This window comes from Herbaspirillum sp. VT-16-41 (assembly GCF_001994935.1).
Lineage (GTDB): Bacteria > Pseudomonadota > Gammaproteobacteria > Burkholderiales > Burkholderiaceae_D > Herbaspirillum > Herbaspirillum frisingense.
In genome coordinates this window covers 517,672-540,471 of record NZ_MUXB01000131.1, presented here as the reverse complement: position 1 = coordinate 540,471, position 22,800 = coordinate 517,672, and the positions used below count along the sequence as shown (strand labels likewise).

The window sequence follows — 22,800 nt, the reverse complement described above, 5'->3', positions numbered from 1 at the left end:
TAGTCGTAAAACTGGTCATAAGACTATCCTCTATTTTAAGAGAGTCTTCGTGTCCTGAGATTCAAGGGGCTATTCCAAGCCCGCACTTGGCGGGCAAACCCTCTCGGGGAGCAGGAGATATACTGAGACTGCGGTAGGGTATCACCTACCCAATCTAAAACTTAGAAGACCTCAGCTCTACCATTAGCTATAGCCTCAGTGGTAGTCAGTTGGATCTTCGCTCAAAACGGTGAATGCAATGAGAGATGTCGTTATCAGCGCTATGTCAGACAAACCTGACGAGACCATTTGGGCAGTAACATTTGCAAATGGAGAAACTAAGACAGGCCCAATCAACACAGTATCCGAAGGCATCTACGCCCTCACTTCTGGTCGGGCGGCCTATTACTTTGATGCAGCCACAGTCATCTTTATGAGGCCCGGATAAAAAAGTCCCCCTCTATTGGGGCGAGGCCTCTGATAAACGCGTGCACAGTTTTAGTAGTAGGTCTTGTCGTGAGCGACAACATCAATCAGAAACTCAGCGATCTTACTGGTAGCCGAATCAGTCAGTTCAATTGTGATCTTTTCAGGTAATGGCATTACGATTTTTCCCTCCACGTTGGGAGGATTCGAAGTGGAGATCACAAAAAGTTCGAGTTCTGAGGACAGCCAGACCAGATTTATCGTGTACATCCGGGGAGCTGATCCACTTTCCTCCACTGTGGAAAAACCGCCTAAGAGACGACTCGATGCAATAACAATCGTCTTAGTCCACGAAGCAACGTCGTCCTGATCCGAAAAACTAACATCGTCCTGATCCGAAAAACTAACATCGTCCTTCGTGCTCACAGAATAGTTGTCTTGGCGGAGATTAGCGGAAAACTCTCTACAAAGTTGATGGATCGCATCAAGCATTGTGCAATTCTCCGCGACGAAACGCTCTTTCGCGGCTGCACGCCTGGCTTTATGAGCGTTTGCTGGCTTTACCACTGCAGCCTCGGCCACCCGAATCTTTTTCAGCGCTGCTTGGATGAAATCCGTGGCCATGCTCAGCTCCGATAAAGGTTAAGGCGCTGACTATAGCATCGCAACGAATTTCAAATGAGCAAAACTTAAAGCCCTTCTTCCAAATGAAGCTGGGCTCTTCAAGATTCGCGAGGACCAATCAGTTAATGACGTTCTTGTCTTTCCTCAATGAAAATCAAGAACTCTGCATGGGCAATCGCAGATTCCCACACTCGCCGCATTTTTGGTCGTTCAAATCCAGTTACCGATAACGCCTCTTGAATCAGATCGCAGAAGATGGCCTTCGCTTCGACTGGTTCAAGTCCGACTGCCAATAATGAAATTAGACACTGCCTTACAGCAGATCGAACGAGATCACCGACCAATTCACCCGCTTCGGACTTCTCACCCAATGTCGAGATGAGCCGGACATGACGTTTCGCAATACCATCTGGGGTACCCATCGCGGCTCCAATTTGTTATTGGAGCATCATATGCTCATTATTGCCGAGCTTATATAGGGGAAACCCTGAGCAAAAACAAAAACCCGCCGAAGCGGGTTTTGGGGAGTAACCGATATTTGAGGAGATTCGCACAAGTCCAGAGCTATCTGCTAAGTGACCGCGCTTTCTTGAACACCCTCAAATATCGATACTTTTTCTTTAAATGTAAAAATTACCAGATATATGAATGTAGAGGATTTTGAGGCATAAAAGTCCGGTCGTCAATAATTTTCTCGCCCAAAAGGCGGTACTAATCGGATTGAACGTCTGGGCTAATCTCGTTCACGGATATCTGAAGAAGATTTTCGAAAGCCTAAGTAAACCCAAACTGTGCAGAGTGCTGTGGAAGTGGTAGCAGAAGGGCCAGTGCAGCTAGTCAATGCCTTCACACCGTCATAATAGCGTCTGGCCGCAATGATGACGGGCTAAAGAGGCTTCCACCTACAGCGCAGAGTAAGTTAACAACGCAAGATGCACTAATGCCAGCCAACCGGAAATCTTCGCACCCAAAAGCATGGCTGACGTACATGCGAACGCGGACATAGCGGCCTGATCCGAGAACGCCTTTCACAGACCGCGCATGAGGAAATAAAATGTCTAATGAAGATCTCCCACAAAATAATATTGAGAGAAACCGCCGTCGCGAGGACCAACCTGGCCATCCCCAGCAAGAACAAACAACACGTCCCGATCAACAGCAGAACGGAAGGGATGGAAAACTCCAGCAACAGAATACTGACAACTCTGACGAGAAGAAGAAGTCGCAAGCGCAACAACAGAGCGACTCTGGCAAGGAATCGCAGCAGCCTTAAAGCGACAACCACATCGAATCTCTTGAAGAATGAAAGCCCGCGAGACGGGCTTTCATTTTTCGATTCCATTCGTCTGAGCGGGCTGAACAAATCGCTAACTGATGTCCAACAAAGGCAAATGGTCAGGTATTCATAGAATTCCCAAACGCTGGGCCTGCCGAAGCACTATGTTATGTGCCTGCGCGACGATTTCGTGATATCGCGACTTCCCCACAGCAAGTATTCTTGCCTTCATATCGCGCCCCCTTACGACCACCACAAGGTTCCGCACCGCTGCACGGTCCAAGTGATGCATCACGAATGCTTGGCGATGCCTATCCGGGAGGCCAACTACAATGCGTTCGAACCTCACTGCTGAGCGTTCGTCGCAGGGCTCGGGATAGTTGGCAGGCGCCCCTTTGTAAGCAAATCCGATGGGACACTTAAAGCCAGTTGGCAGCCAGTCTCGCTTCCGCCCCCAGCGAATCCAGTTTTCAATCTCGTGCTGCAAGATCCTCTCCACCTCGCGCGTCTTCAGTTCTGCATCTTCCATCAAGCCTCCTGCCTTTACGCTTTGAAATTCAACATGGTTTGCCGGATCGCCATACCTGCCGTAGTACTTCGATTCAAGTGCCCTGCTCTTCTCCTTACCCTCGCGCACTAACATGGCCTCCAAGCGCAACGCGAGGCCTTGTTTGCGATCATCGCTATCTGCGCTCATGCATGTTCCTTTCGTGGTTCGATGGCCAACGCATCCAACGCGGCCAGGTCAAAGGCGGGCCCGAACGGATCGCCCAAGTGTTGTTCGGCGCACCAGGCTTGCAGCCTGATGAAACCATTCGCGGCGCATTGCTCATAGCCGGCCCGGTGGGCGGCGGCCAGGACAGTGAAAAAATGGACCATCTCCGGACAGTCGGTGAAGGCAGCGCGCACCTCTGCTTTGTCCTCGGCGCTCCACTCGTAGCGCTTGGCCAGGTACTGCAGATCGACGGATAGGCTGGCGGGATAGAGCATCGTCAGAACACCACTTCTTCTGAGGTGATCGTCGGCTCAATGCGATAGACCTTTGGCCGATCGTGGCGGGACTCCAGGTACTGCATGGACCCTGGATGGAACCAGAGCCGATAGGAACCCTCGGTTTCGCCGTGCCGTTGCTTCTCCAGCTTTAACAGGCAATCGGGATCGTCGGCATGCTCGTGATTCCCTTCGCGAAACTCTTCCTCCTTGGCCTTGTTGCGCCAGACGACGAAAATGTTGTCGACCAAGTCGGCGATGGCGCCCGATCCCTTGATGTCGAACTTGCCGGGGACCTTGTGTTCCGATTCGCCCTTCTTCACGTGCAGCACCAGGTGGATATGCACACCAGTGTCCTTTGCCACGGTGCAAAGGCTGTTCACGAAGGCCTTCTGGCCGTTGTAGTCGTCTTCCTTCTCGATCACCTTGGCCAAGTTGTCCACGACGAAGTGCTGGATCCCAAACTGCTCGACCGAGTACCGAATCACCGCCACGATCGTGCGCGGATCGGTGCTACCCATGTGGTCATAGAGCCAGAGCCGACCGTCGGTCCAGCGGAGGAAGGCATTCAAGAACGGACGCGTCACATCGAGGCGCCCAGCGGCCTGGCGAGCCATACGGGCCATCACCTTCGCCACCGCCATTTCCAACGACGAGACGCAAACGCGCTGCGATTGGTCCATCAGGTCAAGTGCCACCTGCCCGATGACCTGGCTCTTTCCGTGCCCGTTGATACCGGCCCACAGGCTCACCTCGGCGGGCCGAAACTCGAAATCGCCATGCGTCTTGCGCCAGCCCATCTGCACCTGCGGCGCATCGGAAGGCTTGAAAAAGTGGTCAATGACCGAGTCCAGGAGGGAGCTGGCCGGCACCACGCGGTGCTCCGCCGGCGGCTCGTCCATGTACGCGGAAAAATCAATGTTGTCCGGGATCAGTTGCATTGCGCGGCTCCATTCAAAATGCCAGTTACAAGGGATTGCAGAGGGTGCAAGCTCATGTCATGGCTCCATGCAAAGTTTTCGTTGTCGAAGTCCGACCACGGGTCGAAATCCAATGCCCACCGCCAGCTAGCGCGCGGTTTCTCGATGTCGACCGGGTTCGGCAGCACGACGACGCGAGCCCCCTTGAACTGGTCGACGTTCCACACGTGGAGCTGGGCCGGCGAGTCTTTGCCGATGGCCAGCAAGACGTCACGGGCGGCTTGGCGCGTATGAGCGTTGACCATGACGCACAGCTGCAGCCCGATCACCCAGCGCCAGTCGTAGGCGCCGTTCGGGTTCACGAACACGGTGTGGTTTGCCTCGGCCAGCGGCCCGATCAGGGAGACCAGGATCAGCTCGTTCGGCCTCTGGCCACGCATGCGAGCATCGAGAATGGCCTGGGCGCCTTTGGCGATTCGCGTCATTTCGCGCCCCTGAATCGCGGATCATCGTGGCCACGCTCAGCCCCGCCATCAGGCCCGCTGCCATGGGCATTCGTGTCGGCCACATCGTCCAACCAGTGCCGCTGGTTCAGGAACGTGAGGGGAGCGGGATCGTAGCCGTCCTGCCATTTTTTCGTCAGCTTTTTGGCATTCACGGCACTCACGATCGCTGCCGCATCCGCCTCCAGGCCCCTGGCCTTCCATCGCTTGAGACATTCCGCCTTTGCGGCCTTGCGCTCACCTCGCGGCCACGCCGCCCAGAACTCGGCGAAGCCGGGAGGCATTTCGTCCGGGCCACCGGACAAGGGTTTTAGGTTCTTTGTTTTTATTGAAGATGAAGATGAAGATGAAGGCAAATCACTTTTGGGGGGCATTGGTGCTGCACCCGACAATTCACCCATGGGGGGCATTGGTGAATAGTCTTCCTCATCACCAATGGGGGGCATAGGTGAATAGTTAGGTGAATCCTTGTACAACTCACGGTTAGCTTTTTTCTGACGGATATACTCGTCCCGAACCATGCGAGATGAGAACCAAATCGGCCCTTGGGTGATGGGAATCAGTGTGACTGTCGGGCCGGCCTGGCGACCAGAGCGCGGGGTATATTCGAGCGCAGCGCACTCGCCCTTGTCGGTGCCTTTCAGCACGCTCTTGTCTACCAGTTCTTTCAAGAGCGCGACGGGGCAGCCAATAGCCTGGGCAATTTCCTTGAGTGGCCACCGGAGTATTCCGTATTCGTCCGAGTCATGGAGCAGGCACATGACGTCGGCCCAGACACCACGGGCGCCCCAAGAGCAGCGGCGCAGCTTGGCGTTATTCCGCCAGTCGGCAGGATAGAACTGAAAAGACGGGCGAGTCATACACTCCCTCCAGCATAGGAGGGAGCAGATCCAGAGGTGCTTAACCGTTGCTCGCTTCTTTTATGAAGATGGGCGGCGGCTCCGTTGAGGGTGGCTATAATGAGATTTCCCGATCCACTAAAACCAACCACAAGGAGCTGCCATGGAACACATTGAACATAAAACGCAGGTGCCGCCTCAGCGGAATCCGCCTCCACCTCCGCAGCCCACAAAACCGGGAGTAACTGATGACGCAACCAATGCCACGTCTGGATGAACGGACCAAATACGAAGCCGAAATGGACCTGAAATTCGGCATTCGCTTCAACGAAATGAACGCTTGCTTCTATCGCAGACTTGATTTCATCTTCGGCTTCGTAGGACTCTTCGCCGGAAGCGGTGCTTTTCTTGCTGCTATCGGCGAGTACCGCACACTGGGAATAGTCACCGGTGCCCTTGTCGCTGCAGTGGCTGTGATAGAGCGATTGGCCCAACCGATTGAGCATGCTATCGGACATGCGGCGCTGAAAGAGCGATATGCCGAAGTTCTTAGCCGGACCGATGAAATGGAACTGCCCGCGATTGAGCGAGAATTGAGACTGCTTCAAGCAAAAAGCCCCACCGGACTTTCCGCGCTTTCTGTTCCCGCTTATAACGCAAATGTCCTCTCCAACGGTCGCAGCGACTACGTGATGCCGACCAACCTGTGGCAAAGATTTGTAGCGTTGCTGGCCTAGAAAAGAGTTGCCAAGTAAATCGATCGGAAGAAAATCCATATTCGAGAATCTTAAAAAAAGGGATGCGATGAATATGCAACCAGTAAGGTCCACCGCTATCGCTGCTGTTGGTTATGACCCCGCCACCCGGGACCTGGCTATCCGCTTCACAAGTCAAACAAAGATCTACATCTACGTGGGCGTTCCAATCAGCGTCTACACAGCCTTTATGAACGCTGCCAGCAAAGGGCAGTACTTCGATGCATTTATCAAGGACCGCTATTCCGCTCGCTAACTGCTATATTTCTTGGGCCTGCGACTACTTAGCCGCAGCGGCATTTCTTAAAACGACAATCTGAAAGAGGTTTCCATGGAAAAAAAAGTGGCAATTGATGTCGCAATAGCACGCCTTGGCGAATTATTGGAAAAGCAGCCGAACCTTCTTTCCTACGCATCCATGGGCTCGGATGCTGGCGAAGGAAAGAAAGCGGCAGAATTCTGCATTGGCTTTATCCAAACCTATGCGGCGTGGTTGCAAGAAAATAAGTAACTTGAGCACTTGCAATAAAGAGGTCGGCGACTGATCACTCATCGCCCTCCTCGTCGGCCGCCGCAATCTCTGTTAGGTAGTCCTTAGCCGGCTGCAGCGTCTCCGGCCGCATCCGCAACTGGCGATCGCGCTCAACCGCGGCCGCTCTCTTCTCCTGCTCTTCATTCAGCCGCGCCGCCTCTTCCTGGGCGCGCTCCTTCGTCATGCCCGTCGATACGACAGTCATCACGGAACAACCAGGTGTGGGGTAGCCGACAGCGTAAGTGCCGTCACGAAATGGGCCGCAGAGATCGTGCGTCAACATTTCGCGCCTCGCTTGGCCAACACAACCAGCTTCGCAGCCATTGCCATCACGAATGCTGGCCGGTCATAAGCAATCTGGTATTCTTGAACGATCAGGCGGATCGCTTCTGAGGGTGGGGATTCGAGGAACCGATCCAATTTCGAATCAATAACTACAAGGTCATTAGCCATGGCTGTCCTCGTTCATGATTGCCCGCACTGCGGTTCTCGCCATACAAGCTTCAATTGCACTCAAGCAGCTAGGCATTCTCGCGACATGAAACGATGGAATGTTCTTGGAAATTGCCCAGCCTGTGACGGCCCAATCTGCTTCGTTGTCCATGTAGATAACGTCAACATGTCGCCCAGCGATTGGAAAGGAAATCTGGGCGATACAAACCGGATAGATGTCGCGATTGTTGGAAATGCTGTCTTTCCTGTCCGAAAAAAATCGATTGCTCCGGACAGCGTCCCCGAAGCAGCTGCAAAAGCGTTCATTCAAGGATCTGATAGCCTGAAAGACGGCCGCTACACTGCCGCCGTGGCCATGTTTCGGCGCACCATCGATGTCGGCACGAAGCAATTCAACACTGATATCGAGGTGTTTAGGCTTGAAAAGCGGATAGATAAACTTGCGGAGGAAGGCAAGATCACAAAAGACCTTCAGACCTGGGCCCACAAAATTCGCTTTGAGGGAAACGGAGCGATCCACGAACTGGACGAGCCCACTAAAGAACAGACCGAAGAGCTGGAGTTGTTCACTGAGTTGGTCCTGACCTATCTCTTTACCTTGCCTGCAAAGGTCAGAGCGAATCTGCCCACCACGGAGTAACCCGCCAGGCATGGGGCCGATGGAAGAATGGCTCAGCATGCTTCAGCCCTCCGCTGCCTGCGCGACAGCGGTCTGACGCAAATACGCCCAGTTGACCCTATCGTTCAGCTCTTCACAGCGAACCTCGCCAGCTGTCAACTCCTCGATCTTTGGACAATACTCGGCAGGGACGCGGCCCTGCTCGCGCCACTGCTGCACCACCTGATAGCCACTAAGACCTAAAGCGCGGGCAACTGCCGACAGGCTTGAGAAATGCTTGATGGTTTTTTCGATTCCGTTCATGAAAACCAGCATACACTAGTTTTACTAGCGATACTAGTTTATCCTGCGGTGACACAACAAAAACTAGCATATAGGATTACCGCCATGACGATACATTCACGCATCAAGCAGCGCCGCGAAGCTCTTGGGATGAGCATGCAAACTCTTGCCGATTTGGTGGGGGTTTCCGCATGGCAAACAGTTCAACAATGGGAAAAGGAAGGGGGAACTGCGCCTAAACGAGAGAGACTTGCAAAAGTAGCCAGCGTCCTTCAGACAACCCCAGAGGAGTTACTACTTGGCACACAAAGTACCGCGATGGCCGAGCATATTGGCGGACTAACATCGTCTCTCGGTATAAGTCTGGAAGCTTTGCGTGTGGCCAAGGCGTTTGATCGAATCCGATCAGAAGAGCAGCGAAGTGCCGTTTTGGCCCAAATGCGTGCGTTCGGAGTTTGGCTAGAAAAAGATGACTGAGAATCTAAACGTAGATAGGAAGAAATCATTCCGGCGTTTCTCTTTCCGAGATGCAAAAGCTGCGTTCTTGAAAAAGAATCCAGAAGACCATGTGCCGCGTTATTCGAAACAATATGTGTTTTGGACCGTAGGAATGAGCGGAATTGTTCTGGCTTCCCTGAGCGGGATCGGCGGATTTTATTTGATCTATGGAAAAATGCCTCAGATGGCATCTGCTCATCTGATCGGCATCTGCGTTGGGCTATTTTTGGGCATAGGCTGGGCGTTTGCAAGAAGCTCTATCGAGATCAGCCCTAAAAATGACTTGCCCCCGGTTTCAAAAGCACTGGACGTAACGGAAACGAAAGGGTGGGAGGGGTTTGATCCCGACGCAGCAGAATATCCCGAGCAATTAGATATTGCATTGCAGGCATGGCGTGCCATTAGCGTGAAGAGAAAAGAAGGGCCTATAAAAGAGCAATTAGCTAAATGGGTCAACGAAAACTATCCAGGACAGCCGGCAAGCGCCATTGAGCGTATCTCCACAATTGCTAACTGGGACAAGACCGGGGGGCGACCGAAACAGCGTCCTTAAAAAAAGCCATAGCATAATAATTTCAAAACCCCGTAAGGGGTTTTTTCATTTCTACCCTAAGAGGTGTCCCCTTTTTCGGGGCTGTTAAGGAACCGTTGGGACTATTTCATCTGCCCGAAGGAACGATACGCTTCACCTGTCCCGTTACTACGAGAGCATGACGAATACTAGATTAACTTGCATAGCTAGAAAATCTAGTATAAATTACCCACACAGTCTGAAGAACAAAGGGTCAGAACGATGATATCCACTGATACAGGTCATACCACCGACTGCCACGACTCGTTGTCGCTGATCGCCAACGATCTTGAAGTCGCCGGCAATACCGTTGCGTCATTGATGAAGCTAGCGGAGAGGACGCTAGCGGCGGAGGAAGCCGGCGTCGAAACGCTCATTCAGGTCGCTGGCCGCTATGCGTCAGATATCTCGCTCATCACGCAACGTTTGATCAAATTGACGCGTACATAAAAAAGCCGCCAAGTGTTCGAGCACTTAGCGGCTTGATGAAACTCACCCTGTCAGGAGTTAATTTCATGAGTAGGAATACTATCACGCGCGCCCAAAGCGTCAAGGCCCCGGCGCCTGAAACGGGAGTCATCAAAAACGTCAGCGATCAACTGGCTGATCTGATGGCGATGCTTTTCGAGAAAAGCGGGGACGTCGAGACGAAAGCTGCTCGGTTGCAGAACCTGATCGGTCTGGCCCTGGACCTTTCGGTCAACATCAACAAAATGCTACGGGAAGTCGAGGCTGCAGAAGAAGCGGCGGAGGCAGCCCAATGAGTGCCCTAATTCTCATCAAAGACGGCGAGCCCGTCACTACCTCGCTGGCCATCGCAGAAGGCACGCAAACTCAGCACAAGAACGTGATGGAGCTTGTGCGCAGCTACTCCGACGATCTGGGTCGATTCGGAAGGGTCGCGTTCGAAACGCGACCCTTTGAAACCGCCGGCGGAATGCAACAACGTGAGATAGCCCTGCTCAACGAACAGCAATCGGCCTTGGTGATTGCCTACATGCGCAACAGCGAAATCGTGCGCCAGTTCAAGATCGCTCTGATCAAGGGCTTCTTCGACATGCGTGCCCAACTCTCGGCGCAGAACTCTCTTGCGGAGTTGCCGCCCGAGCAGCGCGCTCTGGTTGCTTTGATGGTCGACAACGCCAGGATCAAGGCCCAGCAGCAGGAGATTGTCGCCGTCCAGGAATCGCACGCCGAGAGCATCAAGCGTCTGGAGGTTAAACAATCGGCCTTCGAGGATGGTGCCGGCTACTTCACAGTCATCGGCTATGGCGCCATGCACGGCATCAAGATCGACCACGCGACAGCAATCCGCGTCGGCCGGCGCGCTGGTGAACTGAGCAAACGCCAGGGCATCCCGGTCGGCAAGGTCCGCGATGTGCGGTTCGGCCAGGTCAACTCGTACCACGAAAGCATGCTGGATGCTGCATTCATTGAGGTAGGAGGTGCGAAGTGAAGCTGGCCAACACTCCCGAGCTACGTGCCCATCGTCGGCGTATTGCGCAAGCAGATCGCTTCCACGTCACCTATTTCCAGGTGCAAAAGGTGATGGCACGACTCCAAGGTGGATCTCTTCGATCCGCCGACGTGGAGTTTCTCTGCCCTCCTCTCTCCAGCCGCTACAAGGCCAAGAAGCGCCTGATGGTGTTACGAAAAACGCACCCCACAGCGAGGCTCATCGAGCATATCTGGACGTTCGATGAAGACGAACTTGACGCGCGCCAAGAATTCAAGAGGTCGATCAAATGAAGAAGAAAGACGATTCGCGATCGCCAGGCCGGAATGGGCGCACGCTCCAGTCAATCCCGCAGTCAGCCCAGAATGATCCAAAGCTACTCACAGGCGAGGAATTCCTACTTCTCAAGGGATTCCGAGATCTCGAGCCGCGGTTCAGGGAGATGGTGCTCAATACAGTTTCAATGCAGGCCTCTCGATGCATTGCTCGGCGGCGCCCTACGCTGAAGCTTGTCGAAGGGAGGGCTCGGCCATGAGCAACATCCGACAATTGCGCCAGGCCGTTACGCTGATGCTTGACGTCATGCCGAACTCGCCAATTTTCAGCGCCGTCCAGGTCAATGACTTGATCGTTGACATGGAGGGTACTGCCACCAAATCTCTCGATTTGGAATCCCCCCTTTCCGGGCTAGTGGCCGGCGTGGTACTGACCCAAGAGCAGGTCGACTCCATTCGTCGCCTGATCGACTCTACTGCCAATGATGGTCGCCGCGGGGAGCGCAACCTAGCGCCGGGAGTACTTCACTGCGCCAAGTGCGGCTTGCATGCGACTCTCATTGGGAAAGCCTTCGCCCAGGCTAAGGAAGATGGCTGCCCGAACGGCTGCGGCCCGCTCTGGCCGCTCACTTGGGACCAGCACGTCCAGAGGCTGGAAGCACGCATTGCCGAATTACAGAGGGAAGCAACAAAGGATCAGGAGTTCAAGAATTGAAGGCGCTGAACATCAAGCAAGTGGCCGAGAAACTTTCTCTCGGCCGGTCCACTATTTACCGCATGATCTCTAGAGGAGACTTCCCCAAGCCGTTCTCTCTCGGAGGCAACAGGACGGCCTGGCTGGAGGAGGATGTGGATCGGTGGTTAGCCGGGAAGGCCGGGATTCTAATTCGCAGCGATCAATAGTGCACGTTGGACCTGATTGCGCAGCATTGATGCATTGATTTCCAATTCAATTTTCCGATGATTGCGAGCTGCGCTCCAAAGCCGATCTAAAGAGTCTGGATCGATATCCTCATCGAAAATAGAAACTGAAAATTCAGGATAAGCACTATTTGCGACGACAACTTTGGTTACAGCCGAGTCTTTCTTTTCTATCCGCACAATCACAAATTCGCCTTTGATCATTTCAGCGTAGGATCTCTCTCTAGGATTGCGTTGATTTGCCTCTTGTATTTCTGCACCATCGAACTTCACTGCTCCGACTTTGATTGAATCTGCGTCGGGGGCTCCTTTGATAATTGAGCGAGCCCCCTCTTCCGTTGCTTGCGAAAATCGACTAACGACCGGGTTTCCCCGAGCAGCATTTGCAATCAACTCGAACTGCTTAGTTTTCTCCCGCTCTATAGAGAGATCATGCTCCACTTTGATTTGATCCTTCTTTACGGAAGAATCGTTTTCAATCGCGGACACAGCACCATAGCCCGTAGCAAGGACCAAGACAGTAGCAATAACAGTTATGGCTTTATGCCTGCTATCCATAGTGGTAATTCCCTGTGCAAGAGCTTTAATGAGTTCAGTGAGACTGGCCTTTAGATCAGAACTGCCCTCTTCAACCTTGAACACCAACTCAACACGGCGTTTTTCTTCGTCCGTAAGTCTTCGGGCGCTGTCTATGCCATATAAGGCTAATGCAACTGCGCGATACAACTCTGACTGCAATTCCCACATCGCCCGAGCAAGTTCCGAAGGAATCGTGGAGTGATACCTGTTGCCCCGGACATTGATAGATAACGTCGCTAGACTGCCTCCAAACTGAATTTCGTTCAGATCCACGTCCTCGTGATTTTCCACTTGCGAAAGAAATTCTAAAGCTTCCCCCACAGTGCTCAAAAGCACTTCTGCCATTGCCCATTCCCCTTTATTTGAATATTTGAATTTTGGTAGCGAAACTATAGCAGAATCAATAATTACTCATAGGTGAGTGACCGCTCTGGCTCAAGTGAACCCTCCTAAGATATGGTTTTCGTCATGGCTTATTGAGATCATCAAACGAAGCCTTGTTCGCGCTCTGGCCACGAGTAACGAAATTCATCACCTCTGCGCGAATCCATAGCCTAAGTCTCGGCCGACTTGTGGGCGCCTCTAGCGGAAATCCAGGGGTCTTCACGATAATGTCTCTAGCATGACGAAGAGAGCACTTGTGCATTTCCGCGATATCTTCGATGGTCATCAATTCATCGCTCATCTTCTGAATTTCCCTTCTTTAGTGGATCGATCTGATCGGCTTCTGCCAGCGCCCAACTGGCCCAACGTGCGATGTTGTCATGCTCTTCCTCATTGGAGCACGGCACGGCCAATGCAGCCTTGATATAGGCACGTAGTTCCTCCGCCTTTTTCCATTTTGCAGCGTCCTCAAACAGCCCTTGCCGGCGTTCTTTGTGCAAGTTCGATAATCGGCTTTCTTCCTGCTGAATCGCTTCCTCATAACGTTGCCTAGCGGCCGTCTCGCTCTCGGTCTTTTCTCGCAATACCCGATCATATTGAAACATTTCAATTTCGCGATACCTAAACTCAGCGGCGACCAAAAAGCCCTCTACGATGCTTCTGATTTGGTCTTCAAGAGGTCCTTCCTCTTCGTCACTCCACTCGAGCTTCAGGTATTCTGGAGGCTCCCACCAGGAGATCGCCAAAGTTAGCGGAGCCTCCTCCTCACCGCGAGTGAAAACTAGACGCGGATCGCTGTCTGCGGCCAACTTAAAAGCCAAAACCTGATTTCCGATATGAATGCTCCATTCCGTGGCATCACCTCGCGTCCGTGCTCCTCCCGCTCCACAATGATCCAAAGCTTTAAGAAGGGCGTTTACGATGGTGAGACGACGACGTCCCTGTTTAGAGTCTGATATTCCGCGATATAGAAACTCGCTCAAAAGACGACCACTCCGTTTCTCACGTAGCGCTTCATCCTTACGGAGGATCTTCGCGATCGTCGGATGAGGATTTGACAGTGTTTTTCTGACTGGCGCTTTCTCAGCTAAGGCTCGTGCTCGTGCCGATACTTCGTCAAACCCCTCTGGGAAATGTGGCCTGACCAGCTCGCTATCGCCAGCGAGTATAGACGTCTCCCAATGCGTCAACATGCCGAAAAGGATGTACTCATCTTGGCCTAGCGCTCTGGTTGGCAGCGGCGTTCGCTCCACCATGCGACCGCTTTCCAACTTGGCCCAATATCCGAGACCCGGTTTCGGGATGTTCGCTTCACGGGAAACTTTGGACAGCATGACGTCCGAAATGCCAAACCGCTTGGCTAGCTTGGACGTTGGCTCAGACCAAACTAAATCGTAGAGCTCGGAGCGACTGACACGTTGGCCTGGCATAGAGACGCTCCTCCATTATCACTTCGTGCCGCGCTTGCCCGTATCTGGATTCACGTTGCCCTTGGTTGACCAGTTATTGGTCTTGGTGTGATCTTTACTAGAACGGTTATGACTGGCGACGTATTTCCCCTTGTTCGAGGTATAGCCGCTGACATGCGTGCGGGACGAACTGGACCCGGTACCTGTCGCAGCCTTCGAAGAATGGCCGCCACCGTGAGAGCGCCCGCCTCCACTCCCCTTCGCCAAAGCAACGCCACCGACGGCCAGGAGCATCACCAGAGACACAGCTTGAATAGTGCGTTTCATGTTTCCCCCTTGTGATTGTTGAAATTATTTTGGAAGACTATAGCAGAGCATGGGCGTAAAAAAACCGCCCGAAGGCGGATGGTTACTGCGCGAGGTAATCTATCTTCGTGGTTTTTTGGGTCCTTCTATCAGTTGCGTGCCAAATGCTCCCAATGCCTTATTGGCTATAGCCACCGGAACATTTCCTTTCTTGGTTTGACCTAACATGTAGGCAGGAAACTTTGCGGTGATATAAGTTTTGTTCAGCCATGCTCTGAAAGTCCCAAGTGCATCCTCTGGATAGCAGTATGCCGCTTGCGGATTGCTCTTAGACTGCGGGTAATACAGCGGATATTCATGGTCATAGCGCTGGCGATCGCCGTACTTTTTACCCATCTCGTTTGATTCCCAATGCTCGCTCCAGGCTCGACCAACTGAGATATCGGGGACCACTTTGTCACTGATGAAAATACCAGCTCTAATCATCGGTACCAGCATAATGGCAATTTCCTTGAATACACTGAAATAACCGAGCGGCACTGCTGATGCCGTCATATCGACACGGTCGTGGAAATGTCGCCAGCTATCAAGTACCTTCTGCTCAGGCGAATAGCCGAGGGCGTCATAGATAAAGCGGCGGAGTCCAAAAGAAGCAAACCGGCGGTAGCTTTCCACTGCCTTGGCGTTATCACCTTTTGATTCGAAAGCGTAATATTCCAGAAACGCCATACACACAACATCTGGATACGCATAATGAACAACGCCAGCCTGAATCGTTTCGACGTGAAGAACCGGCTCATTAAACCCATGTTCAGCAAGATAGCGCTTAAAAAATGAGATTCTATCTTTCCCGATCACAACGTCACTGAAATGCTCTTCCCATTCCTTTGTGATCGTCTGAATCAGACTGCGGGCCACACCCGTAACTTCCGCGAGACCACGCTGAGTCAGATAGGGCATGCCGTTCTCAAGCACACCCATTTCGACACCATTGATGTCTTTTTGAATTTCAATTCCAAGATCAAGCGGGATCTGCTTTACGCCGGCCTGCTGAACATCATTTTTCATGCGTAACCCCTTGTTTCAATTAGCTTTTATGGTGGCCTGCTCGAAGGCGTCGTCATCTATTATTTAAAACACCACTGCATATCTGGAGCAATCCCAGCAGAGCAAAATTACGAGTTATCGACGTCCCATTTCTTAAAAGCAAAGATCCACAACCCAACCCAATTCAGTAACGGGACGAACATCAGAAACACCCAAAGGGGGCTATGTCCCGTCCGTTTCAATATCTTCGCAAACGGTACAAGAATAGCCAACGAAAGAACTGTGAGTATCAACCAATGCCAGATGCTGAAAGTCCCCATATCAACTCCCCTGTAGTTAAAGTCTTTGATTGCCTGTCTGAGTTTTACTGCTTCGCCTATTCATCTCTCTAGTCAATTGAAAAAGTGCCTCAATCGCGCCTTTTGCACCTTTGACAGAATATCGCGTAACGTTAAATTGCCCAGACTCAAGGGCCATCGCGATCCCAACAACGCGCGAAGTAGCCATTACCACCGAGTCGAGCTGATCTTGCGAGTCGATCTCATATCTGTAGTAAGTTCGCTGCCCACTAGAGAATGATCCACGGCAATATAGTATATGGACGTAAGCGCCCTGGTCGGAATTCAAAAGAGCCGGCGAGCTTGCACCGTCATCGCATGAAATGGCAATGCCCTGTATCCAAGTACAAGTCATGGAAACGGCATCGCAGCGTTTCATCAATATGTCGCCTGCCGAATTAATAGCTGCCGCATATGGCATGCCTTCGTCAGTTACGCTAACTATCCAATCCCCATATGAACGAGCCGGAATAGTGGTGCCTTGCGCCGTGGCCGAAATCGGAATAAGTCCAATAAGAAGCGCTCCAAGAGCGATCCGTACTGCCGCCAATGAAAGCATTCCCCCTCCTTATTAACCTTAACTGAGCCTCTCAGTGCAATATTCTGCCCAAGACTCCATCATGGTCCGCCGGCGCTCTAACATATCCCCACGACGATAGGCGCCTTCGACTTTGCTTTCCACGGCATGCGCTAACGCCATCTCGGCCAGCGAATCAGGGTAATCCGTGCATTCTGCTACCCAATCGCGGAATGTCGATCTGAACCCGTGAACTGTGATCTCAGTGTAGCCCATCCTTGCCAAAACGTTAAGCATTGCCATGTTTGAGAGAGGTGCCCCCTTCTTCTGGCCAGGGAAGAGGTAGCCATCACGAGCGCTTGCAGTGACCTCGCGAACGACAGCTAAAGCCGCATCGCTGAGCGGTACCCGCAGCTCTTTTTCCATCTTCATTCTATCGGGCGGAACCGTCCAAACCCTACGCTGCAGATCAAACTCGTCAACCTTTGCGTGCAACGCCTCGCTTGTCCGAACACCGGTGAGAATGAGCAGGGTCAACGCACGGGCAGCCGGAGCCTCACGTTGCGTCAACGCCGCCATGAACTCCGGGATTTTTTGCCAGGGAAGTGCAGGATGATGCCTGACCTTCTTCGCCCTGTCCCTCCTGGGCAAAATCTTGTCCAGATGGCCGCGCCAGCGAGCGGGATTTTCGCCTGTTCGCTTCCCCATCACCTTTGCGGCATCAAGGATGCTTTCAATGCGGCCGCGGACTCGGCTTGCCGTTTCGGACTTCGTCGACCAGATCGGCTTGAGGATCTTCACAATCATCGGGGTATCGATCGCTGAGACATCCGTATCACCGATGACAGGATAGGCGTAGGCGTCGAGAGTGTTTTCCCACTGCTGGGCGTGCTTGGAGTTCTTCCAACTAGAGCGATGGTTCTCGATGTATTCGGCCGCGGCTACTCGGAACGGCAGACTACCCACGTTTTGCGCAGCCTGTACCCTCGTTTTCCGATCGTCGATAGGATCGACACCGCTTAGAAGCAGCTTGCGGCAACGTGCAGCCTCTGACCGGGCCTCCGCAAGGGAGATAGCGGATAAAGGTCCCAAACCCATTTCCCGTGACCGCTTGGCCAGCGTGAACCGGAAGATCCAGGACCTGGAGCCGCTTGGGGAGATTTGGAGATAAAGGCCGCCGCCATCGGCGTGATAGCCCGGCGCGACCTCTTTGGTCACTTTTACTGCATTGAGTCGATGAAGAGATCTAGATGACATACCCGCGAGCCTACCCACATTTGATGCTGCGATTATGTGGGTAGCCCTGAGACCGGGCAAGAATGTTGTTACCCCCGAAAAGCCCTCCTACTCTGGGCTTCTGAGGCTGCTAGAGATTTCTGGAGAATCTCTGAGACTGTGTTCTGGCGGAGAGGGGGGGATTCGAACCCCCGATAGGCTATGAACCTATACACGCTTTCCAGGCGTGCGACTTAAACCACTCATCCACCTCTCCTGGATTTGTGTTCGCGTTCAGCGAAGCCATGCATTATAGCAAGCTTCCGAAAGAAGCCAAGCCTTTTCTAAACATTTTTCCAAAAAGACCAAAAAAAAGCCGGCAGGTACGGGCTGAATTCCTCTCGCCCTGCCCTGCCGGCTTGCAGGCGGCCGTTTGCGACCGCCCTTCCGTGCCGTTGTCGCTTACTGCGCTTCCTTCAACTGATCCAGGATGGCCGGGTTTTCCAGCGTGGAGACGTCCTGCGTGATCGCTTCGCCCTTGGCCAGCACGCGCAGCAGACGGCGCATGATCTTGCCGGAGCGGGTCTTGGGGAGGTTGTCGCCGAAACGGATTTCCTTGGGCTTGGCGATCGGGCCGATTTCCTTGGCGACCCAGTCACGCAGCTCCTTGGCGATCTGCTTGGCTTCCTCACCGGTGGGACGCGGACGTTTCAGGACCACGAAGGCGCAGATCGATTCGCCGGTGGTTTCGTCCGGCTTGCCCACCACGGCGGCCTCGGCCACGATGCTGTTGGCCACCAACGCCGATTCGATTTCCATGGTGCCCATGCGGTGACCGGAGACGTTCAGCACGTCGTCGATGCGGCCGGTGATGGTGAAGTAGCCGGTCTCCTTGTTGCGCACCGCGCCGTCGCCGGCGAGGTAGATGTTGCCACCCAGCTCCTCGGGGAAATAGCTCTTCTTGAAGCGCTCGGGGTCGTTCCAGATGGTACGGATCATCGAGGGCCAGGGGCGCTTGACGACCAGGATGCCGCCATTGCCATTGGGGATGTCATTGCCGGTCTCGTCGACGATGGCTGCAGTGATACCCGGCAGCGGCAGCGTGCACGAACCCGGGACCTGCGGGGTCGCACCCGGCAGGGGCGAGATCATGTGACCACCGGTCTCGGTCTGCCAGAAGGTATCGACGATGGGGCATTTCTCCTGGCCGACGTTCTTGTAGTACCACATCCAGGCTTCCGGGTTGATGGGCTCACCCACCGAGCCCAGGATGCGCAGGGACGACAGGTCATATTGCTTGGGATGGACCTTCTCGTCGGCATCGGCGGCCTTGATCAGCGAGCGGATGGCGGTCGGTGCGGTGTAGAAGATGGTGGCCTTGTGGCGCGCCACCATGTCCCAGAAGCGTCCGGCGTTGGGATAGGTCGGCACGCCCTCGAAGACGATCTGGGTCGCGCCCACGGCCAGCGGGCCATAGGCGATATAGGTGTGGCCGGTGATCCAGCCGATGTCGGCGGTACACCAATAGACATCGTCGGGCTTGATGTCGAAGGTCCACTTCATGGTCAGCACGGCCCACAGCAGATAGCCAGCCGAAGCGTGCTGCACGCCCTTGGGCTTGCCGGTAGAACCGGAGGTGTAGAGGATGAACAGGGGGTGCTCGGCATCCACCCATTCCGGCTCGCAGACGTCGGACTGGTTGGCCAGCACGTCGGAGAGCCAGAGGTCACGGCCTTCGACCCAGTTGATCTCGGCACCGGCACGCTTGTAGACGACGACGTGCTTGAGGGTATCGCAGCCGCCCATGGCCAGGGCTTCATCGACGATGGACTTGAGGGCCAGTTGCTTGCCGCCGCGGACCTGGTAGTCGGCAGTCAGCACGGCCACGGCGCCGGCATCGATCACGCGTTCGTGCAGCGACTTGGCGGAGAAGCCGCCGAACACCACCGAGTGGGTGGCACCGATGCGGGCGCAGGCCTGCATGGCGGCCACGCCTTCCACCGACATCGGCATGTAGATGACCACGCGGTCACCCTTCTTGATGCCCAGCGATTTCAGGCCATTGGCGAACTGGCAGACCTTCTGGTGCAGTTCGCGGTAGGACACGCGGGTAACCTTGCCATCGTCGGACTCGAAAATGACGGCGGTCTTGTCGGCATTGCCATTCTCCAGGTTCACGTCCAGGCAGTTGTAGGAGACGTTGACCTGGCCATCGGCGAACCATTTGTAGAACGGTGCGTTCGATTCATCCAGGGTCTGGGTGAAGGGCTTGTGCCACTTGAGGTTGTCCTTGGCCAGTCTGGCCCAGGTGCCTTCGTAATCCTTGGCGAATTCGGCGTTCAGGGCCTGGTAGGCCTCCATGCCGGAAATGGCGGCGTGCTTGACCAGCTCGGCCGGCGGTGCGAATACGCGGTTTTCTTGCTTGAAAGTTTCGATGTCTGCCACGGTAGTCTCCACTAGGTTTGTTTTTGCTTTCCGCAAAACATAGGCCGTTTCACTTACTCAGTCCTTACACATGCTGCGCCGTCATGGCGCGCAAACCCGCCTGCATCAACGTCTTGCGGGCCGCGCAGGCGCTTGCGCGGGCACTTGGCCAGGTAACGGCGCGTGCCGGCGAGGCATGTCGGTCCTGGCCTCCAATGACGAAGACCTTCATATTGCCCTTATGTTCAGAACAACATTTGTGCATTTTGGCACAGGCCGGTGTTTCCCGCAGGCACCTGTCTGCTCACATTTGATCCAGGCCGGGATGAAGCTGTCGCGACGGATTCTGCCCAAGGGCGTGTAGAATACGGCCCCAAATCCGAGACCGAGCGGGCAGCGTTCGCCCGGCGACATAATCGGATACCGCACTCACTCGCCAGAATTCATCCAGCGTACTCCTGACACCATGACCAGCCCGTCGCCCAAGACACCCCGCAAGATCGGCATCCTGCCCAACCTGATTTTCATGAGCCGCTGGCTGCAGCTGCCGCTGTACCTGGGCCTGATCCTGGCGCAATGCGTCTACGTCTATCACTTCTGGGTCGAACTGTCGGACCTGATCGGCGCGGCCATGGGCAGCGCCAGCTCGCTGGACCATATCCTGGATGCGGTGGCCATCCCCGGCGCCACCCGCCCCGACAAGCTCAACGAGCAGACCATCATGCTGGTGGTACTGGCCCTGATCGACGTGGTGATGATTTCCAACCTGCTGATCATGGTGATCGTGGGCGGCTACGAGACCTTCGTCTCGCGCATGAACCTGGAAGGCCATCCCGACCAGCCGGAATGGCTGTCGCACGTCAATGCCTCGGTGCTCAAGGTCAAGCTGGCCACGGCCATCATCGGTATTTCCTCGATCCACCTGTTGAAGACCTTCATCAACGCCAACCTGTACGACGCCAAGACGCTCATCGCGCAGACCGGCATCCATATCGCCTTCCTGCTCTCGGCCATGGCCATTGCCTATTGCGACCGCCTGATGGTGCATCCCGGCGCACATGGCGATGATCCATCCCAGAAGCACTGAACCCGTATCCCCCAAACCTGAGAGAACCAGCCATGACCATCATCAAGCAAGACGATCTCATCGAATCCGTAGCCGCCGCGCTGCAGTACATCAGCTACTACCATCCGGCCGACTACATCGCTCACCTGGCCCGCGCCTATGAGTCCGAGCAGAGCCCGGCAGCCAAGGATGCGATCGCGCAGATCCTGACCAACTCGCGCATGTGCGCCGAGGGCAAGCGTCCGATCTGCCAGGACACCGGCATCGTCAACGTGTTCCTGAAGATCGGCATGGGCGTACGCTTCGAGGGCTTCTCGGGCTCGATCGCCGATGCCGTCAACGAAGGCGTACGTCGCGGCTACTCGCACCCGGACAACGTGCTGCGCGCCTCCATCGTGGCCGACCCGCAGTTCGAGCGCAAGAACACCAAGGACAACACTCCGGCCGTGATCCACATGGAACTGGTACCGGGCAACACCGTGGACGTCCAGATCGCCGCCAAGGGCGGTGGCTCCGAAAACAAGACCAAGTTCGTCATGCTGAACCCTTCCGACAACCTGGTGGACTGGGTCCTGAAGACCGTGCCGACCATGGGCGCCGGCTGGTGCCCGCCGGGCATGCTGGGCATCGGCATCGGCGGTACCGCCGAGAAGGCCATGCTGATGGCCAAGGAAGTGCTGATGGAAGACATCGACATGTACGAGCTCTTGAAGCGCGGCCCGCAGAACAAGACCGAAGAGCTGCGTATCGAGCTCTATGAGAAGGTCAACGCACTGGGCATCGGCGCACAGGGCCTGGGCGGCCTGACCACGGTGCTGGATGTGAAGATCATGATGCACCCGACCCACGCGGCTTCCAAGCCGGTGGCGATGATCCCCAACTGTGCAGCGACCCGTCACGGCCACTTCGTGCTGGACGGCTCCGGCCCGGCCTACATGGAACCGCCGTCGCTGTCGGACTGGCCCGAAGTGCACTGGGTGGCCGACACCGAGAAGTCCAAGCGCGTCAACCTGGATACCCTGACCAAGGAAGAAGTCGCCTCCTGGAAGCCGGGCCAGACCCTGCTGTTGAACGGCAAGATGCTGACCGGCCGCGATGCTGCCCACAAGCGCATCCAGGACATGCTGGCCAAGGGCGAGAAGCTGCCGGTGGACTTCACCAACCGCGTGATCTACTACGTCGGCCCGGTCGATCCGGTGCGCGACGAAGTGGTGGGCCCGGCGGGTCCGACCACCGCCACCCGCATGGACAAGTTCACCGACATGATGCTGGAACAGACCGGACTGATCTCCATGATCGGCAAGTCCGAGCGCGGCCCGGCCGCCATCGAGGCGATCAAGAAGCACAAGTCGGCCTACCTGATGGCCGTGGGTGGTTCGGCCTACCTGGTGTCCAAGGCGATCAAGTCGGCCAAGGTACTGGGCTTTGCCGACCTGGGCATGGAAGCCATCTACGAGTTCGACGTCAAGGACATGCCGGTGACCGTGGCCGTCGACGCCAACGGTATCTCGGTGCACAACACCGGGCCGGCCGAGTGGAAGGAAAAGATCGCCCAGAGCGTCTCCCTGTCCAAGATCCCCGTCACCACCGCCTGAG

Annotated in this window: 32 protein-coding genes and 1 tRNA gene; 15 read left to right on the top strand and 18 right to left on the bottom strand. The window is 54.7% G+C overall.

Going from position 1 to position 22,800, the window contains the following annotated elements; genetic code table 11:
- Window positions 1-477: 477 nt before the first annotated feature.
- Together BTM36_RS22195 and BTM36_RS28010 are read right to left on the bottom strand one after the other, a co-directional pair.
- Window positions 478-1,029, bottom strand: coding sequence for a hypothetical protein (locus BTM36_RS22195; protein WP_077237954.1), 552 nt, complete (start codon window positions 1,027-1,029; stop codon window positions 478-480).
- 122 nt (window positions 1,030-1,151) lie between these two features.
- Entirely contained in the window at window positions 1,152-1,451 is a 300-nt protein-coding gene (locus tag BTM36_RS28010; RefSeq protein ID WP_139347235.1) for a hypothetical protein, read from the bottom strand.
- A 632-nt stretch (window positions 1,452-2,083) separates the two neighbouring features.
- On the opposite strand from BTM36_RS28010, the gene BTM36_RS22190 reads away from it, so the two are divergent.
- On the top strand, window positions 2,084-2,302 hold the full coding sequence (locus tag BTM36_RS22190; RefSeq protein WP_077237953.1) for a hypothetical protein: 219 nt from the start codon (window positions 2,084-2,086) through the stop codon (window positions 2,300-2,302).
- A 130-nt stretch (window positions 2,303-2,432) separates the two neighbouring features.
- Here BTM36_RS22190 and BTM36_RS22185 read toward each other — a convergent pair whose 3' ends face one another.
- The 5 genes from BTM36_RS22185 to BTM36_RS22165 are packed head-to-tail and all read right to left on the bottom strand — an operon-like array spanning window position 2,433 to window position 5,578.
- A complete protein-coding gene (locus BTM36_RS22185) occupies window positions 2,433-3,002 on the bottom strand; it encodes a hypothetical protein (RefSeq protein WP_077237952.1) in 570 nt (189 codons plus the stop codon).
- Complete coding sequence (locus tag BTM36_RS22180) at window positions 2,999-3,295, bottom strand: hypothetical protein (protein WP_077237951.1); 297 nt, start codon at window positions 3,293-3,295, stop codon at window positions 2,999-3,001. Before BTM36_RS22180 ends, BTM36_RS22185 begins: the two co-directional genes overlap by 4 nt.
- Window positions 3,296-3,297: 2 nt before the next feature.
- Window positions 3,298-4,236: a DnaB-like helicase C-terminal domain-containing protein gene (locus tag BTM36_RS22175; protein ID WP_077237950.1), complete on the bottom strand. Its 939-nt coding sequence runs from the start codon at window positions 4,234-4,236 to the stop codon at window positions 3,298-3,300.
- Window positions 4,227-4,700, bottom strand: a complete 474-nt coding sequence (locus tag BTM36_RS22170; RefSeq protein WP_077237949.1) for a hypothetical protein — start codon at window positions 4,698-4,700, stop codon at window positions 4,227-4,229. Before BTM36_RS22170 ends, BTM36_RS22175 begins: the two co-directional genes overlap by 10 nt.
- Window positions 4,697-5,578, bottom strand: a complete 882-nt coding sequence (locus tag BTM36_RS22165; RefSeq protein ID WP_077237948.1) for a hypothetical protein — start codon at window positions 5,576-5,578, stop codon at window positions 4,697-4,699. Before BTM36_RS22165 ends, BTM36_RS22170 begins: the two co-directional genes overlap by 4 nt.
- 227 nt (window positions 5,579-5,805) lie before the next feature.
- Between BTM36_RS22165 and BTM36_RS22160 the strand changes: the two genes are divergently transcribed.
- From BTM36_RS22160 to BTM36_RS22150, 3 genes are all read left to right on the top strand, one after another.
- On the top strand, window positions 5,806-6,294 hold the full coding sequence (locus BTM36_RS22160; RefSeq protein ID WP_077237947.1) for a hypothetical protein: 489 nt from the start codon (window positions 5,806-5,808) through the stop codon (window positions 6,292-6,294).
- A 67-nt stretch (window positions 6,295-6,361) separates the two neighbouring features.
- Window positions 6,362-6,568: a KTSC domain-containing protein gene (locus BTM36_RS22155; protein ID WP_077237946.1), complete on the top strand. Its 207-nt coding sequence runs from the start codon at window positions 6,362-6,364 to the stop codon at window positions 6,566-6,568.
- A gap of 75 nt (window positions 6,569-6,643) precedes the next feature.
- Entirely contained in the window at window positions 6,644-6,823 is a 180-nt protein-coding gene (locus BTM36_RS22150; protein ID WP_077237945.1) for a hypothetical protein, read from the top strand.
- Window positions 6,824-6,857: 34 nt separating this feature from the next.
- Here BTM36_RS22150 and BTM36_RS22145 read toward each other — a convergent pair whose 3' ends face one another.
- On the bottom strand, window positions 6,858-7,127 hold the full coding sequence (locus BTM36_RS22145; RefSeq protein ID WP_077237944.1) for a hypothetical protein: 270 nt from the start codon (window positions 7,125-7,127) through the stop codon (window positions 6,858-6,860).
- Entirely contained in the window at window positions 7,121-7,297 is a 177-nt protein-coding gene (locus BTM36_RS28425; protein ID WP_168189820.1) for a hypothetical protein, read from the bottom strand. Before BTM36_RS28425 ends, BTM36_RS22145 begins: the two co-directional genes overlap by 7 nt.
- A 166-nt stretch (window positions 7,298-7,463) precedes the next feature.
- Between BTM36_RS28425 and BTM36_RS22140 the strand changes: the two genes are divergently transcribed.
- On the top strand, window positions 7,464-7,937 hold the full coding sequence (locus tag BTM36_RS22140; protein ID WP_077237943.1) for a DUF4145 domain-containing protein: 474 nt from the start codon (window positions 7,464-7,466) through the stop codon (window positions 7,935-7,937).
- A gap of 42 nt (window positions 7,938-7,979) precedes the next feature.
- On the opposite strand, the gene BTM36_RS22135 is transcribed toward BTM36_RS22140, so the two are convergent.
- Window positions 7,980-8,219: a YdaS family helix-turn-helix protein gene (locus tag BTM36_RS22135; RefSeq protein ID WP_139347234.1), complete on the bottom strand. Its 240-nt coding sequence runs from the start codon at window positions 8,217-8,219 to the stop codon at window positions 7,980-7,982.
- Between the two features lie 84 nt (window positions 8,220-8,303).
- Here BTM36_RS22135 and BTM36_RS22130 point away from each other — a divergent pair, with 84 nt between their 5' ends.
- The 8 genes from BTM36_RS22130 to BTM36_RS22095 all read left to right on the top strand — a co-directional run bounded on the left by BTM36_RS22130 (window position 8,304) and on the right by BTM36_RS22095 (window position 11,901).
- Window positions 8,304-8,675, top strand: a complete 372-nt coding sequence (locus BTM36_RS22130) for a helix-turn-helix domain-containing protein (RefSeq protein WP_077237941.1) — start codon at window positions 8,304-8,306, stop codon at window positions 8,673-8,675.
- Entirely contained in the window at window positions 8,668-9,249 is a 582-nt protein-coding gene (locus BTM36_RS22125; RefSeq protein WP_077237940.1) for a hypothetical protein, read from the top strand. Before BTM36_RS22130 ends, BTM36_RS22125 begins: the two co-directional genes overlap by 8 nt.
- A gap of 240 nt (window positions 9,250-9,489) precedes the next feature.
- Window positions 9,490-9,717 carry a hypothetical protein gene (locus BTM36_RS22120; RefSeq protein WP_077237939.1) on the top strand — a complete coding sequence of 76 codons (228 nt, stop codon included), beginning with the start codon at window positions 9,490-9,492 and terminating at the stop codon, window positions 9,715-9,717.
- A gap of 35 nt (window positions 9,718-9,752) precedes the next feature.
- Window positions 9,753-10,031, top strand: coding sequence for a hypothetical protein (locus BTM36_RS22115; RefSeq protein WP_139347233.1), 279 nt, complete (start codon window positions 9,753-9,755; stop codon window positions 10,029-10,031).
- A complete protein-coding gene (locus BTM36_RS22110; RefSeq protein ID WP_077237937.1) occupies window positions 10,028-10,723 on the top strand; it encodes a Rha family transcriptional regulator in 696 nt (231 codons plus the stop codon). The genes BTM36_RS22115 and BTM36_RS22110 overlap by 4 nt, the downstream gene beginning before the upstream one ends.
- Window positions 10,720-11,016 (top strand): hypothetical protein, encoded by a 297-nt coding sequence (locus BTM36_RS22105; protein ID WP_077237936.1) that lies wholly within the window; start codon window positions 10,720-10,722, stop codon window positions 11,014-11,016. Before BTM36_RS22110 ends, BTM36_RS22105 begins: the two co-directional genes overlap by 4 nt.
- A 238-nt stretch (window positions 11,017-11,254) precedes the next feature.
- The gene (locus BTM36_RS22100) at window positions 11,255-11,713 is read left to right on the top strand and encodes a hypothetical protein (RefSeq protein ID WP_077237935.1); all 459 of its coding nucleotides are present in this window, start codon (window positions 11,255-11,257) and stop codon (window positions 11,711-11,713) included.
- Window positions 11,629-11,901, top strand: a complete 273-nt coding sequence (locus tag BTM36_RS22095; RefSeq protein WP_306460542.1) for an AlpA family transcriptional regulator — start codon at window positions 11,629-11,631, stop codon at window positions 11,899-11,901. The genes BTM36_RS22100 and BTM36_RS22095 overlap by 85 nt, the downstream gene beginning before the upstream one ends.
- On the opposite strand, the gene BTM36_RS22090 is transcribed toward BTM36_RS22095, so the two are convergent.
- The 8 genes from BTM36_RS22090 to acs all read right to left on the bottom strand — a co-directional run bounded on the left by BTM36_RS22090 (window position 11,881) and on the right by acs (window position 20,159).
- Window positions 11,881-12,843 (bottom strand): hypothetical protein, encoded by a 963-nt coding sequence (locus BTM36_RS22090; protein ID WP_077237933.1) that lies wholly within the window; start codon window positions 12,841-12,843, stop codon window positions 11,881-11,883. The genes BTM36_RS22095 and BTM36_RS22090 overlap by 21 nt on opposite strands.
- Window positions 12,844-13,172: 329 nt before the next feature.
- Complete coding sequence (locus BTM36_RS22080; RefSeq protein WP_077237931.1) at window positions 13,173-14,312, bottom strand: hypothetical protein; 1,140 nt, start codon at window positions 14,310-14,312, stop codon at window positions 13,173-13,175.
- An 18-nt stretch (window positions 14,313-14,330) separates the two neighbouring features.
- Window positions 14,331-14,618: a hypothetical protein gene (locus BTM36_RS22075; protein ID WP_077237930.1), complete on the bottom strand. Its 288-nt coding sequence runs from the start codon at window positions 14,616-14,618 to the stop codon at window positions 14,331-14,333.
- A 99-nt stretch (window positions 14,619-14,717) separates the two neighbouring features.
- Window positions 14,718-15,665 (bottom strand): hypothetical protein, encoded by a 948-nt coding sequence (locus BTM36_RS22070; protein WP_077237929.1) that lies wholly within the window; start codon window positions 15,663-15,665, stop codon window positions 14,718-14,720.
- Between the two features lie 315 nt (window positions 15,666-15,980).
- Window positions 15,981-16,541 (bottom strand): hypothetical protein, encoded by a 561-nt coding sequence (locus tag BTM36_RS28005; RefSeq protein WP_139347232.1) that lies wholly within the window; start codon window positions 16,539-16,541, stop codon window positions 15,981-15,983.
- A gap of 18 nt (window positions 16,542-16,559) precedes the next feature.
- Entirely contained in the window at window positions 16,560-17,756 is a 1,197-nt protein-coding gene (locus BTM36_RS22060; RefSeq protein ID WP_077237927.1) for a site-specific integrase, read from the bottom strand.
- Between the two features lie 144 nt (window positions 17,757-17,900).
- Window positions 17,901-17,991 (bottom strand) — tRNA-Ser (locus BTM36_RS22055).
- Between the two features lie 185 nt (window positions 17,992-18,176).
- Window positions 18,177-20,159, bottom strand: a complete 1,983-nt coding sequence (gene acs / locus BTM36_RS22050) for an acetate--CoA ligase (protein WP_006462450.1) — start codon at window positions 20,157-20,159, stop codon at window positions 18,177-18,179.
- Between the two features lie 445 nt (window positions 20,160-20,604).
- On the opposite strand from acs, the gene BTM36_RS22045 reads away from it, so the two are divergent.
- Together BTM36_RS22045 and BTM36_RS22040 are read left to right on the top strand one after the other, a co-directional pair.
- Window positions 20,605-21,225 (top strand): YqhA family protein, encoded by a 621-nt coding sequence (locus BTM36_RS22045; RefSeq protein WP_006462449.1) that lies wholly within the window; start codon window positions 20,605-20,607, stop codon window positions 21,223-21,225.
- Between the two features lie 32 nt (window positions 21,226-21,257).
- Window positions 21,258-22,799 (top strand): fumarate hydratase, encoded by a 1,542-nt coding sequence (locus BTM36_RS22040; RefSeq protein ID WP_077237926.1) that lies wholly within the window; start codon window positions 21,258-21,260, stop codon window positions 22,797-22,799.
- The last annotated feature ends 1 nt before the right edge of the window (window position 22,800 follow it).